The organism is Polaromonas sp. (assembly GCF_016185115.1).
In the GTDB taxonomy this organism is placed as follows: Bacteria; Pseudomonadota; Gammaproteobacteria; order Burkholderiales; family Burkholderiaceae_C; genus Polaromonas.
In genome coordinates, this window is the sequence record NZ_JACPOF010000017.1 from 333142 (window position 1) to 347104 (window position 13963).

Annotated in this window: 12 protein-coding genes and 3 tRNA genes; 3 read left to right on the forward strand and 12 right to left on the reverse strand. The window is 60.4% G+C overall.

Annotated elements, in window-relative coordinates; genetic code table 11:
* Positions 1–98: 98 nt before the first annotated feature.
* From HYX42_RS11745 to HYX42_RS11755, 3 genes are all read right to left on the reverse strand, one after another.
* Positions 99–1400, reverse strand: coding sequence for a 3-deoxy-D-manno-octulosonic acid transferase (locus tag HYX42_RS11745; RefSeq protein ID WP_293403111.1), 1302 nt, complete (start codon positions 1398–1400; stop codon positions 99–101).
* Complete coding sequence (waaC, locus tag HYX42_RS11750) at positions 1397–2383, reverse strand: lipopolysaccharide heptosyltransferase I (RefSeq protein WP_293403113.1); 987 nt, start codon at positions 2381–2383, stop codon at positions 1397–1399. Before waaC ends, HYX42_RS11745 begins: the two co-directional genes overlap by 4 nt.
* Positions 2384–2539: 156 nt before the next feature.
* Complete coding sequence (locus tag HYX42_RS11755) at positions 2540–3925, reverse strand: phosphomannomutase/phosphoglucomutase (protein ID WP_293403115.1); 1386 nt, start codon at positions 3923–3925, stop codon at positions 2540–2542.
* 194 nt (positions 3926–4119) lie between these two features.
* Here HYX42_RS11755 and HYX42_RS11760 point away from each other — a divergent pair, with 194 nt between their 5' ends.
* From HYX42_RS11760 to HYX42_RS11770, 3 genes are read left to right on the forward strand one after another with little or no spacing between them, the layout of a single operon-like run.
* Entirely contained in the window at positions 4120–5667 is a 1548-nt protein-coding gene (locus HYX42_RS11760; protein WP_293403117.1) for a DNA-3-methyladenine glycosylase 2 family protein, read from the forward strand.
* Positions 5668–5709: 42 nt separating this feature from the next.
* Positions 5710–6234 (forward strand): methylated-DNA--[protein]-cysteine S-methyltransferase, encoded by a 525-nt coding sequence (locus HYX42_RS11765; RefSeq protein WP_293403119.1) that lies wholly within the window; start codon positions 5710–5712, stop codon positions 6232–6234.
* Positions 6231–7172 (forward strand): DMT family transporter, encoded by a 942-nt coding sequence (locus HYX42_RS11770; RefSeq protein ID WP_293403121.1) that lies wholly within the window; start codon positions 6231–6233, stop codon positions 7170–7172. The genes HYX42_RS11765 and HYX42_RS11770 overlap by 4 nt, the downstream gene beginning before the upstream one ends.
* A 23-nt stretch (positions 7173–7195) precedes the next feature.
* On the opposite strand, the gene HYX42_RS11775 is transcribed toward HYX42_RS11770, so the two are convergent.
* From HYX42_RS11775 to HYX42_RS11815, 9 genes are all read right to left on the reverse strand, one after another.
* Positions 7196–7855 (reverse strand): DUF1345 domain-containing protein, encoded by a 660-nt coding sequence (locus tag HYX42_RS11775; protein ID WP_293403123.1) that lies wholly within the window; start codon positions 7853–7855, stop codon positions 7196–7198.
* Between the two features lie 100 nt (positions 7856–7955).
* Positions 7956–8032 (reverse strand) — tRNA-Asp (locus tag HYX42_RS11780).
* 98 nt (positions 8033–8130) lie between these two features.
* Positions 8131–8206: transfer RNA gene (locus tag HYX42_RS11785), tRNA-Glu, on the reverse strand.
* A gap of 85 nt (positions 8207–8291) precedes the next feature.
* Positions 8292–8367, reverse strand: a tRNA-Ala gene (locus HYX42_RS11790).
* Between the two features lie 71 nt (positions 8368–8438).
* A complete protein-coding gene (gene gltX / locus HYX42_RS11795; RefSeq protein ID WP_293403125.1) occupies positions 8439–9833 on the reverse strand; it encodes a glutamate--tRNA ligase in 1395 nt (464 codons plus the stop codon).
* Positions 9834–9838: 5 nt separating this feature from the next.
* Positions 9839–11053 (reverse strand): O-succinylhomoserine sulfhydrylase, encoded by a 1215-nt coding sequence (locus tag HYX42_RS11800; RefSeq protein WP_293403127.1) that lies wholly within the window; start codon positions 11051–11053, stop codon positions 9839–9841.
* A 13-nt stretch (positions 11054–11066) separates the two neighbouring features.
* Positions 11067–12596 (reverse strand): amidophosphoribosyltransferase, encoded by a 1530-nt coding sequence (purF, locus tag HYX42_RS11805; RefSeq protein WP_293403129.1) that lies wholly within the window; start codon positions 12594–12596, stop codon positions 11067–11069.
* 30 nt (positions 12597–12626) lie between these two features.
* Positions 12627–13112, reverse strand: a complete 486-nt coding sequence (locus HYX42_RS11810; RefSeq protein WP_293403131.1) for a CvpA family protein — start codon at positions 13110–13112, stop codon at positions 12627–12629.
* 12 nt (positions 13113–13124) lie between these two features.
* A complete protein-coding gene (locus HYX42_RS11815; protein WP_293403133.1) occupies positions 13125–13952 on the reverse strand; it encodes an SPOR domain-containing protein in 828 nt (275 codons plus the stop codon).
* Positions 13953–13963 lie beyond the last annotated feature (11 nt).

Below are 13963 nucleotides of genomic sequence, written 5' to 3' on the forward strand. Positions count from 1 at the left end.
CACGACAGAACTGCTATGCCGCAAGCCGCATAGCGCCCTCGGGCGCTCCCGGGTCCATGATTGAATCGGCGGAAAACTGCGCCGCGTTGCAGTTGCGCTTACTTCTGAAGCAAAAAGGGCGCTAGCCCTTGCAGGGTGCGGTCAGTGGCGCCGCGGTTGGCGGCAGCAAACGCCAGGCTGGCCCCTACGGCGGCCTGATGCGCATTGGATCGCGACAGCAAAGCCATGGCGGTGCGCAGTGCTTCAGGGATGTCGGTCACACGCCTTGCTGCGCCTGCAGCCTGGGCCAGATCGGCGGCTTCGGTGAAGTTGAAGGTATGCGGCCCCATCACCACAGGGCAGGCGCAGGCCGCAGCCTCGATCAGGTTCTGGCCGCCGAGCGGCTCAAAACTTCCTCCCAGCAACGCGACATCACTCATGGCGTAATAAAGTGCCATCTCTCCCAGAGAGTCGCCCAGCCATATATCGGCCGCCATCGCGTCCCCATTTTCATGAGGACCAGCAACCCAGGATGAACGGCGTGACACCTTGAGACCTTGACCCTCCGCAAGCGCCTGCACCTCATCAAAACGCTGGGGGTGGCGCGGTACAACCAGAAATCTCGGCAGGGCCAGCGTCTGTTGTTCCTGTTTGAGCACTGCCATCTGTGCAAAAAAAACAGCCTCCTCGCCTTCCCGAGAACTCGCAAACATCACGACGGACTGGCCCGTCGCCTGCCGCCATGCCTTGCCGAGCGCCTGCTGGCCTTGGTCAGGCGTTGCATCGAATTTCAGGTTGCCGAAAACACCGTCAACCCTTGCGCCCAGCTGGCGGTAACGTATGGCATCGTCGTCCGTCTGCGCATACACAGCGGCTAGCGCCGCGTATGCAGGATAGGAGATTGGTGCGATGCCCAGCGCCTGCCGCAGCGATTTCTCCGAGAGCCGGCCATTGACCAGTACCAAAGGCATGGCCCGTTCGTTTGCGAGCGCAACCATGTTGGGCCAGACCTCTGTTTCCATCAGCAGGCCCAGACGTGGTTTGAAGTGATTGAAAAACCGGTTAACAGCACCCCTGCTGTCCCAGGGCTGCCAGACCTGCACATCACCAGGCTGTAACAGGCCCGAGCCTTCAGCCCGGCCTGTTGCCGTGCCATGCGTGAGCAGGATCCGGATGCCCGGGTGCTGCGCACGCAGGGCCTTGATCAGCACGGCTGCGGTGCGGGTTTCACCAAGGGATACCGCATGAACCCAGACCAGTTCCGAAGCAGCTTCTGCCAGATGGCTGTAATGGCCAAAACGCTCTTCAGCCGCTTCGCCGTAACCGGGCTCCTCTACCCCACGTCGCGCCAGCTTGCGGCGCAGGAGCGGCTGGCCCAGCCACATCAGGGCTGAATAAAGGCCCAGTATCAGGCTGCTCATGAAGCGCCTTCGGTGCAGGCCAGCCAGGCCTGCCAGACTGAATCAACCGTGGGTTGGGGCTTGGCGAACACACTGAGCTGGCGCGGAGCTTTTGCTGCAGCGGGCAATGGGCCAGTCCGCCATGAGGTGTCGAAGTTGTAGATCTGCACATGCGGCAGATCGAGGGCAACGGCGATATGGCTGACGCCGCTGTCCACGCCGATCACACCGGCACATTGCGCCAGTCTGTCGGTCAGCGCATCAAGGCCCAGCACTGGCCACACCACGGCATTGTTGAGACCGGCTGCAATCCGAAGGCTGGTGTCCATCTCCTTCTGGCTGCCATGCGCCAGCACAGGCTGGTAGCCCGCAGCCTGCAAGCGCCGGCCAAGTTCAACCCAGTGATCAAGCGGCCATTCCTTGTCGGCACGTGACGTGCCGTGGACCAGCGCCACCTGCCTGTTCGCATTCACATCTGCCGCTTGTCGTGTCTTCAGGCCGAAATCAGGCAAGGCCAGCGGGGTGTAGCCCAACGCGCGCGCCGCAAGCTCTCGTGAACGCTGCACGGCATGGATGTGTGGCTCCATGGCAATGGCAACGTCCGCCACCCATCGCGTCGGCGCCTCATAACCGGACCCTTCCGTCTGGTTGGCCAGCGCAAACCGTTTGCCGCCCGGCGACACTTTCGCCAGTCTTGCCACAAGGGCAGACTTGGTCAGGCCCTGAAGGTCAATGACGGCATCGTATTTTTCGCGCTGCAGGTCGGCCTTGAAGTCGCGCCATTCCTTATGCGTCACCGCAGAAAAAATCGACTTGCGCCAGCGCCTGATCTCACAGGGAATTACCCTGTGCAGACCTGCATGCCTGGAGAGTAGCGGGGCAAATGACTTTTCAAGCACCCAGTCAATCTGCGCATCGGGCATGGCGACCAGAATATCCTGCACCACGGGCAATGCGTGAACTACATCGCCCAGTGAAGACAGCTTGACAAGAAGTATTTTCACAACATGCCCGCCGGTCAGCCGCGGTACCGGAACGTCGAGCGCGGGAGCTCACTCTTCACCAGCAGGGGCCGCGGGTCCGGCTTTGCAGGCCCGCAGGCGCAGCGCCCCCTCGGGGGGCAGCGAAGTACACGAAGTGACGAGCGTGGGGGCACCATCCTAATGCGCCGGAGCCGCAAAACTGGCATCCGGCTTGACGCTGCGCAACAGCGCGAGCATGTCGGCCTCAATACGTTCCAGCGCCGCCTGCGTATGCCCTTCGAACCGCAGCACCAGTACAGGTGTGGTGTTTGACGCACGGATCAGGCCAAAGCCATCGGGCCAATCAACACGCACGCCGTCGATGGTCGAAATTTTTGCAGGCTCTGCAAATTTTGCAGTGTTGATCAGGGTCTCCACCACGGCGTGCGGTTCACCTTCCTTGCAGGGTACGTTCAACTCCGGCGTACTGAAGCTGGTCGGCAGGCTGTTGAGCAATGCGCCGGCATCCGGCACACGGCTGACGATCTCCAGCAGGCGTGCACCGGCATAGGTACCGTCATCAAAACCGTACCAGCGCTCCTTGAAGAAGATGTGGCCGCTCATTTCGCCGCCCAGCGGGGAATTGACCTCTTTCATCTTCGCCTTGATAAGCGAGTGGCCGGTCTTGTACATCAGCGGTACACCACCAGCAGCTTCAATCGCGGGGGCCAGGCGCTGCGAGCATTTCACGTCAAACACGATCTGTCCGCCCGGCACGCGCGACAACACATCCCGCGCAAACAGCATCATCTGGCGGTCGGGGTAAATGTTTTGCCCGTCTTTGGTCACAATGCCCAGCCGGTCGCCATCACCATCAAAGGCAAGGCCCAGTTCGGCATCCGACTCTTTCAGTGCCTGTATGAGGTCGCGCAGGTTTTCGGGCTTGCTGGGGTCTGGATGGTGGTTAGGGAAATTGCCATCCACCTCGCTGAACAATTCGATCACCTCACAGCCCAGGGCGCGAAAAATCGCCGGCGCAGAAGCGCCCGCCACGCCGTTGCCGCAATCCACCACGATCTTCATGGGGCGCGAGAGCTTGATGCCCGACACAATGCGGTTGCGGTAATCAGTCTCAATATTCAGTTGCCTGACAACGCCAGATGTTGCAGCAGACGCCCAGGCATCGCCTTCAATGATCTTGCGAAGCTCCTGGATGTCATCACCGTAAATGGCACGGCCCGCCAGCACCATCTTGAAGCCGTTGTAGTCCTTGGGGTTGTGGCTGCCGGTGACCTGTATGCCCGAGCTGGCCAGTGTGCTGGCTGCAAAGTAGAGCATGGGCGTGGTTGCCATGCCGATGTCGATCACATTCACACCCGTGGTGGCCAGGCCGCGTATCAGCGCTGCGCTCAGCGAGGGGCCGCTCAGGCGCCCGTCACGGCCAACGGCGACAGTGGTTTCGCCAGCCTTGACCGCGACAGTTCCGAAGGCCTTGCCCAGTGCCTCGGCAAATTCAGCATTGATGGTGGCGGGCACAATGCCGCGAATGTCGTAGGCCTTGAAAATCGATGCGCTGGCTTGCATGAAACGGTTCCTGGCGATTGCAGATTTGGGAAGTTGAGCTCCAGAGGCAGTTGTGGTGCAGCTGCCCCGCGGTCAACAGGGCATTGTAGGTTGCAGGAGGCTCTGACGCGCCACGGCGGGCATACGGAAAGCTCATTGCCGGGCATGTCCGAAAACGGCTAGTCCAAAGCGGCACAGGGCGTAACATTACCGGCATGCTCACAGACATTGCCCTTGCCGACAACGATTGTTACCTCGCCCTGAAGGCGCGGGATGCGCGTTTCGATGGCAGCTTTTTTACCGGGGTGACCTCAACCGGCATTTACTGCCGGCCGGTGTGCAGCGTGAAAACACCCAGGCGGGAGAACTGCCGGTTTTTTCACCATGCAGCGCAAGCCGAAAACGCCGGATTCAGACCCTGCCTGCGATGCCGCCCCGAGCTCGCACCACACTCCGTGGTCTGGTCCATACAGGACGCCTCTTACATTCTTGCCCATCAAGCGGCTCGCCTGCTTGATGAGCCTGATGCCTGGGCGGACGCCACCCCGTCGGTTGAGAAACTGGCTTCCAGGCTGGGCGTCAGCGACCGCCATGTACGCAGGATTTTTGAAGCGCAGTTCGGCGTCTCCCCCATGCAATACCTGCAGACACGCCGCCTGCACACCGCAAAACAACTGCTGGCGGACACCGCGCTGCCCATCACGCAGATTGCATTGATGAGCGGCTATGCCAGCGTGCGGCGCTTTAACGCGGCATTTGTAGAACACTACAAACTGAACCCTACACAGCTGCGGCGCAAGGGCGTGATGGGAAAGGACGGTCAAGGCGACCCCGGTGAAGCAGGCGGAGCAAGTGGCGCAATGACAGTCCGCCTGGGTTACCGCCCACCCTATGACGTGCAGGCCATGCTGGCTTTTTTTGGCAAGCGTCTGATCACCTCCATGGAGTTGATGGATAACAGCGCGAAGGAGTCTTCACTGGCACGGACATTCCGGGTGGAATCCGGTGACAAGGTGTACAGCGGGTGGCTCAGGGTGAAGTTTGACGAAGCCAGATCACAGGCTGTACTGACGATCAGCGATTCATTGCGCGATGTACTGCCGCTGGTCATACGCCGCGTGCGCGCCACGTTTGACCTGGACGCGGACCCGAATGCCATCAACAGCGTGCTGCATGAGGGCTTTCCATCCGGCGACGGGTTGCGCGTTCCCGGTGCGTTTGATGGTTACGAGCTTGCAGTACGCGCCGTGCTGGGCCAGCAGATCACCGTGGCAGCCGCACGCACGCTGGCCCAGCGTATGGTCGACACATTCGGCGAGCCCATCTCAACCCCCTGGTCGCAGCTGACCCGGCTTTTTCCCTCGCCCTCGGCACTTGCTGCAGCCGGCAGTGATGCACTGGGCCAATTGGGTATCGTCAGGCAGCGGCAGGCCGCCATCACCGGCATCGCAGAGGCTGTCGCAGACAAACGCCTGCACCTTCACGGCGGTGCAGATGTCAATGCAACGATTGCAACGCTCAGGCAACTGCCGGGGATCGGCGACTGGACGGCACAGTACATCGCCATGCGCGCACTGCGCTGGCCGGATGCGTTTCCTTCCGGCGACGTAGCGCTGCACAAGGCGCTGGGCATTCAGGGCCAGAAAAACCCGGCGAGACTGGCTGAAGAAGCCTCTGCGGCATGGAAGCCCTGGCGCAGTTATGCAGTCATACGCATCTGGAGTGGCGCATGGCGTGGCACTGATGCACCACAGGAAACCTGAACAAAGCTCGGCAGTACCGCCCCCTATTCCAAAGGACACCCCATGAAATTCGATTCATCCATCGTTCAGATTACTTTCAAAAGCCCTTTGGGCAACATCGTCGTTGCCGCTACAGACAAAGGGCTGGCAGGCCTGTGGTTTGAGGGCCAGCGCCATAGCCCTCCCCAACTGACGGGAGACCGCCCCTCATGGCCGTCAGATCCACAACACCCTGTTCTGAAAAAAATCAGCATGCAGCTGGACGAATACTTCACAGGCAAACGCACGCAGTTCGATGTGCCGCTGGACCTGTCGGGCGGCACGCCTTTCCAGCAGGCCGTCTGGAAAGTATTGCTGGCCATCCCCCAGGGCGGCACCAGCAGTTACAGCGATGTCAGCCAGCGCATTGGCAATCCCGCTGCGGTACGGGCCGTTGGTGCGGCTGTCGGCCGCAATCCGGTTAGCATCGTTGTTCCCTGCCACCGTGTGGTCGGCTCCGACGGTTCGCTGACGGGATATGCCGGTGGTCTCGACAGGAAAACTGCACTGCTCAAACTCGAAGGCGCGCTTCAGGAAAACATGTTTTGAGTACACCCGCCGACAACGCCATCCCGGCATCCCCATCGGGAACCCAGCCCAGGAGATGGCTTCCCGATTTCATAGCCCTGGCCGCCATCTGGGGCGGCTCTTTTCTTCTCATGCGCATCAGCGTGGTCGAGTTCGGGCCCGTGCCAACAGCCGCCATGCGACTGGTCATTGCGGCTGCCTTCCTGCTGCCTATGGTCTGGTTGCGTGGCCTCGCCCCGCAGCTCACAAAACACTGGGGAAAGATGATTGTGGTCGGGCTTCTCAACTCCGGCATCCCGTTTGCCTGCTTTGCCTTCGCCCTCCTGTCGCTGACTACCGGCCTGTCATCCATCCTCAATGCCACGGTGCCCATGTTCGGCGCGCTTGTCGCCTGGCTATGGCTCAAGGACAAACCGGATTCTTCGCGAATACTTGGACTGGTGCTTGGTTTTGCGGGCGTTGCCATGCTGGCCTGGGACAAGGCCACCTTCAAGCCCGATGCCTCGGGCATCGCGCCGGGCTGGGCCGTACTCTCCTGCATGCTGGCCTGCATTTGTTATGCCATCGCTGCCAGCTATACAAAACGCTACCTGATGGGCGTTCCTTCCATCGTCACCGCAGCGGGTAGCCAGGTCGGGGGAGCACTGGGCCTGGCACTGCCGGCCGCATGGCTATGGCCTGCGCGCATGCCGGGCGTACCGGCATGGCTTGCGCTGCTAGGGGTTGGTATCGTTTGCACCGGCATGGCCTATGTCCTCTTCTTCAGGCTGATTGAGAAGGTGGGGCCGCCGCGTACCCTGGCGGTGACTTTTGTGATTCCTGTATTCGCCATCTGCTACGGCGTAGTACTGCTGGGGGAAGTGGTCACCCCGTGGATGATTTTTTGCGGCTTGATCATCATCTGCGGTACGGCCCTGTCCACAGGGCTGATTGGACTCAGGCGAAAACACAAGGCCTGACAGCCCCCTGAAAACGTGGATGGCTATTGAAGCAGTCCCGCCACCACATTGATGCTGAGCGCCACAATCAGCATGTTGAAGGCAAAAGACAACACCCCATGGATCAGCGTCAGGCGGCGCATTTCGCGTGAAGTGACCTGCACATCCGATACCTGCGAGGTCATGCCGACCACGTGCGAGTAATAGAGAAAGTCAAAGTAGTCGGGGTCCAGCCCACCAGGAAACTGCAACCCCGCCCCGTCAGCCTCCTGCTGCTTTTCCTCAAAGTAATAAAGGTGGGCATAGTGAAAGGCAAATACCGTCTGGATAAAAAGCCATGAGGTGACCAGTGCGAGAACTGCGAGCCCGACATGCAGGCCGCGCGCCAGGCCCTCAAGGCCCTTGCTCTGCTGTATCAGTAGCGTGATGGCCGCTACGCAGGCCATGGTTGCCAGCACCAGGAGCAGCAAAAGCACGGCACTGGGCTCGTCCTGCGCCTGGGCCCGTTCCCTGGTGCGTTTTGAGTCAAACGCGTGACACACCCACCATGCAAGCACCAGATAAACCGCAATCCCCACCGACCAGCCAAGCAGGCTGCGGAACTGCCAGTCGGCTGGCAACGGCAGTGCAGACACGGAGATGCCGGCAATCAGGCCGCAAACAAGGCGCTGCACACCAGTGGTCTCGGAGAAGTGTTTATGCATGACGGCTATTGTGCGGTGCATGGCGTGAACGCTCAAGCCAGCGGCCCAACAGAAAACCCGGGCAACAAAAAAGCCACCCGAAGGTGGCTCTTTGCATAACTGGCGGAGTGGACGGGACTCGAACCCGCGACCCCCGGCGTGACAGGCCGGTATTCTAACCAACTGAACTACCACTCCTGGTAGAGATAACGTTCGCCCTTGCGGGCCAAGTCGCCTGCCCTTACGGGCCTGCGGTTATCAACTTGCGCCTTGTGCATCACCGAAGTGATGAATTCTGGCGACCCCACGGGGATTCGAACCCCGGTACTCACCGTGAAAGGGTGATGTCCTAGGCCTCTAGACGATGGGGTCAAAGCCTTGGAACTTCCGGACAGGCCCTTTGCTTGCGCTCAAGGCCTGACTAAACTCTCTCTCTCTATTCTTCCCGACAATTTATTGGTGGAGGTAAGCGGGATCGAACCGCTGACCTCTTGCATGCCATGCAAGCGCTCTCCCAGCTGAGCTATACCCCCAAAAAAAACCAGTTTCCTGATTTCCGTCGAGCCTTGAATTATAGCCCGAAAATCGGGCGCTTTTCAAATTCTCAAACCGGCTTGAGCCGGGCGACCACATCTTCACGCTTCATCAACTCAAGAATCGCGTCCAGCGAGGGGGTTTGCGGCGTACCCATAACCAGTACGCGCACGGGCATGGCGAGCTGCGGCATCTTCAGTCCGGTCTCTGCCAGAACCTGTTTGATGGCTGCTGAAATCGCAGCCTTGGTCCACTCGCAGGCGGCCAGGGCATCCGCGAGTTTTGCCAGCGCCGGCCGCACGGCCTCGGTCACGTGGGTGGCAAGATCTTCGGCACTCGCCTGCCCGCCGGAAACCAGCACCTGCAGCCAGCCAGCCAGTTCAACCAGCGTACTGCAGCGGTCCTTGAACAGGCCGCAGCCGCGGGTGATATGTGCGGCATCAAGCCCGGTGATGCCCTTGGCATCGAGGTAAGGCTGCACCAGCCCGGCCAGGGTTTCATCAGGTAGCGCCTTGAGATGCTGGGCGTTGACCCAGCGCAGCTTGGCTTCGTCGAATTGCGCGGCGCTCTTGCCAAGGTGGTCAAGGTTGAACCATTCGACAAATTGCGCACGACTGAAAATCTCGTCATCGCCGTGACTCCAGCCCAGACGCGCGAGGTAGTTCACCATCGCATCGGGCAGATAACCTTCTGCGGCATATTCAGTGACGGCCTTGGCGCCGTTGCGCTTGCTCATCTTTTCACCCTGCTCATTGAGCACGGTGGGCAGGTGCGCATAGACCGGAACGTCCTTGCCCAACGCCTTGAAGATATTGATCTGGCGCGGCGTGTTGTTGACATGGTCGTCGCCACGAATGACGTGCGTGATCGCCATGTCCATGTCATCGACCACCACGCAGAAGTTATACGTCGGTGTGCCGTCGGGCCGTGCGATCACCAGGTCGTCGAGTTCGTCATTGCTGATCTCGATGCGGCCCTTGACCTTGTCTTCCCAGACGACTGAGCCGCCCTGCGGGTTTTTGAAACGCAGCACGGGTTGCACGCCTTCCGGAATCGCCGGCAGGGTCTTGCCGGGCTCGGGCCGCCAGGTGCCGTCGTAACGCGGTTTTTCCTTTGCCGCCATCTGCTTCTCACGCAGGGCATCCAGCGCTTCAACACTCATGTAGCAGGGGTAGACATGGCCAGCTGCCTTAAGGTCGGCGAGTACCTCCTTGTAGCGGTCCATGCGCTGCATCTGGTAGAACGGGCCTTCATCGTGATCAAGGCCCAGCCAGCGCATGCCTTCGATGATCACATCGACAGAGGCCTGGTTGGAACGCTCGACATCGGTATCTTCAATACGCAGGATGAAGTCACCGCCGGTAGAGCGCGCAAACGCCCAGGGGTAGAGCGCAGAACGGATGTTGCCGAGGTGGATGAAGCCCGTGGGTGAAGGCGCGAAGCGGGTGCGTGTCCTGGTGCTCATTATTTTTATTGAATGTTGTTCAGGCCGCGCAGCAAGTCGGCCTTGATGTCGTCGGTATGGTCAAGCCCGATGGCCAGGCGGATCAGGCCCTGGCTGATGCCGGCAGCCTGTCGCTGCGCTTCGGTGAGGCGGCCGTGCGAGGTGGTGCCGGGGTGGCTGATGATGGTTTTGGTGTCACCGAGATTGGTGGCAATGCTCATCACCTGCGCACTGTTGATCACCTTGAAGGCATTGGCCTGCGCCGTGGCCGCGTCGTCGCCGCGCACGTCAAACGACACCACTGCGCCGCCGTAGCCCGACTGCTGGCGCATGGCCAGGTCATGTTGCGCATGCGATGCGAGGCCAGGGTAATACACACGCGAGACCGTCGGCTGCGTCTCCAGCCACTTTGCGATTTCGAGTGCGTTGTCGCACTGGGCGCGCATGCGTATGCCCAGGGTTTCAAGGCCTTTGAGCACCACCCATGCGTTGAAGGGTGCCAGCGTCATGCCGGCAGTGCGCACCATAGGGCCGAATACATCAACAATGATTTTCGAAGGGCCGCAAATCGCGCCAGCCATCACACGACCCTGGCCGTCGAGGTACTTGGTGCCAGAGTGGATGATCAGGTCAGCGCCAAATTCAGCAGGCCGCTGCAGTGCGGGCGAGCAAAAGCAGTTGTCGACTGCGAGCAGTGCACCCACGCTGTGCGCGAGTTCAGCCAGTGCCGCGATGTCACACACCTCGGTCAAGGGGTTGGTCGGCGTTTCTGCAAACAGCAGTTTGGTGGTCGGGCGCAGCGCAGCCTTCCATTCGGCTACATCGGTCTGCGACACAAAGGTTGTCTCGACACCGAACTTGCCGAACTCGCGGCCAATCAATGCAATGGTCGAGCCGAACATCGAGCGCGAACAGATCACATGATCGCCGGCCTTGAGCAGCCCCATGCACATCATGAGGATGGCGCCCATGCCGGTCGATGCGCCTATCGCGGCTTCAGTGCCCTCTAGCGCGGCCAGGCGGCGTTCAAAGCTGGTGACTGTGGGGTTGGATGTGCGGCCGTAGGTATAGCCTTCTTCGGTGCCGGCAAAGCGCCGTGCGCCTGTCTCGGCATCGGGCTGCACAAAACCGCTGGTCAGGTACAGCGCTTCGGAGTTCTCACCGTACTGGCTGGGGTCAAGCGCCACGCGCACGGCAAGCGTGTCGCGGTGCAGATTGGGGGGCAGTTGTTTTTCTTTCATGGTCTTGTCGCAATCACGCTTCCTGCGGGTTGGGCAGGGCCAGCCGCGACACATCGACATCACTGTCTTCGCCGATTTTTTCGGCCGTGTCTGCACGCATGGAGTTCATCGCGGCGATGGTTTCTTTTGTCACATCGCCGGTCACGTAGACGCCGTCAAAGCATGATGCATCAAAGCCATCGAGTTTTGCATTGAGCGAGCCAATCGCGCGCTTCATGCCATCGACGTCCTGGTAAATCAGCGCGTCGCAGCCAATGACCTGACGAATCTCTTCGACCGTGCGGCCATGCGCGACGAGTTCATCAGGCGTAGGCATGTCGATGCCGTAGACATTGGGGTAACGTACGGGCGGCGCAGCGCTGGCGAGGTAGACCTTGCGCGCGCCGGCATCACGCGCCATCTGCACGATTTCTCTGGAGGTGGTGCCGCGCACGATGGAATCATCGACCAGCAGCACGTTGCGGCCCTTGAACTCGCTGGCAATCACATTGAGTTTCTGTCGCACTGACTTTTTACGCACGCCCTGGCCCGGCATGATGAAGGTGCGGCCCACGTAGCGGTTTTTGACAAACCCTTCGCGATAGGGAATGCCCAGCAAATGTGCAAGCTGCGTCGCGCTTGGCCGGCTCGATTCAGGGATAGGGATGATGACGTCGATCTCGCTTGGGGGTACGGTCGACACCACACGCTTGGCCAGTGTTTCACCCAGGTTCAGGCGCGCCTGATAGACGGAGATGCCATCGAGCACTGAGTCAGGACGTGCAAGGTACACAAATTCAAAGATGCAGGGGTTGAGCCTGGCGTCGGCTGCGCACTGCTCGGCATGCACCTCGCCCTCCATGTCAACAAATACGGCTTCGCCCGGCGCGATGTCGCGTTCGAACTGATGCGAGGTGCCTTCAAGTGCGACCGACTCGCTGGCCACCATCACAGTCTTGCCGTGTTCGTTTTCGCCATGGCCTATGCAGAGGGGGCGGATGCCGAAGGGGTCACGAAACGCCAGCAGGCCGTGACCCGCAATCAGCGCCACGACTGAATATGAACCTTTGACGCGCTTGTGCACGCCGCGCACGGCGGCAAACACATCCACCGGGGTGAGCGGCAAACCGCGCGTGGTTTTTTCAAGCTCATGCGCCAGCACATTGAGCAGCACTTCAGAGTCGCTGTCGGTGTTGATGTGGCGGTGGTCGGTGTTGAACAGCTCGGCCTTCAGTTCTGCCGCGTTCGTCAGGTTGCCGTTGTGCGAGAGCACCAGCCCAAACGGCGCATTGACGTAAAACGGCTGCGCCTCGTCTTCACTGTAGGCATTGCCGGCTGTGGGGTAACGCACCTGACCCAGGCCCACATTGCCCGGCAAAGCGCGCATGTTGCGGGTACGAAAAACATCACGCACCATGCCCTTGGCCTTGTGCATGTAGAACTTGCGGCCGAGCTGGGTAACTATGCCCGCCGCATCCTGGCCGCGATGCTGCAACAGCAGCAGCCCGTCATAAATCAGCTGGTTGACCGGTGCCTTGCTGACAACGCCGACTATTCCGCACATGGTGTTCCGATCATTTTTAACCCGTTCAAATTAGTCTAGATATTTAGCGAACTGCTCCGGCAACACCGGCTTCAGCCCCTTGAGCGCAGCAGTCAATGCCACTGCGCCTTTTGATTCCTGCCACCAGTCGCTGCTTTTCAGCGAGGTCATGTTCATCACCACCGTCGCTGCCAGCAACAAAATAATCCCGCGCACGACTCCGAATGCGGCGCCCAGTGTGCGGTCCACAGGCCGCAGGCCAATCGCCTCGACCAGCTTCTTGATCAAAAACGCCAGCAAACCGGCCGCGAATATCGCCGCTATAAACACAATCACAAAAGCCGCTGCATAACGCACCGGGTCAGATGCCGACTTGATGGGCAGCATCACCGACACTTGCGGCGCAAACCATTGCGCCGCGTAAAACGACACCGCCCAGCCCAGCACCGACAACACCTCGTACACCAGGCCGCGCCACGCGCCCAGCGCCATTGAAAAAACCAGCACCGCCAGCAAAATCCAGTCAACGGCCGCCACGGGTGCCCGTGCTTACAAGGTCAGGATGGATGCCGGCAAATCAAGGGACTTGATCTTGCTGGCAGCCTTGTCGGCTTCGGCCTTGGTGGCAAATGGCCCCACACGAACACGTATGCGCTTGCCGTCTTTGGTTTCTGCGACCTGGGTATAGGTTTTCAGCCCGGCTTTCTCGAGTTTGAGGCGGACTTCGCGGGCTTTCGCCACATCGGCAAACGCACCGACCTGCACCACCATTCGGCCCTCTGCAGCCGACGCTGAAGCCGGCGCGGCCGACGGTGCAGCAGTCTTGCCTTCCAGCAATGCTTTTGCGCGCGCACCGTCACTGGAAGCTGCAGCAGCTGGTTTCGGCTCGGGCTTGACTTCAGGTTTCGGTGCCGGTTTGGCCTCAGCCTTGACTTCAGTTTTAGCCTCTGGCTTTGCCACCGCAGCCGCAGATGCAGGCTTTTTGTCTGAAACGATTTCTTCTTTGGCCCCAAGGCTGGATGCAGCAGCGACTTTCTCTTGCGCTGGCGTGGGGGGTGCCGCTGCAGGCTTTGCTTCTGCGACAGCAGGAGCGGGTGCAACAGGCGCGGCAGCAACCGGGTCCTGCTTGCCGGCCATGACCAGCGGCTTCACGGCGTTCTTGCCAGGAATTTCAATCGGAATATCAACCGCGATTGGCCTGGGCTGGGTGTCAAACAGCAGCGGAAAACCCACCACACCTGCCAGCACCAGCACCGCTGCGCCTATCAGCCGGTGCTTGGCGCGCCTGCGGATGACGTCAACACTTTCAGGTTGCGCATTGGCGGCTGCATTGGCTGCAGAAGAAGAGCCGGCCCGGCGAAAGTTGAAAAACGACATGTGCGTATGGG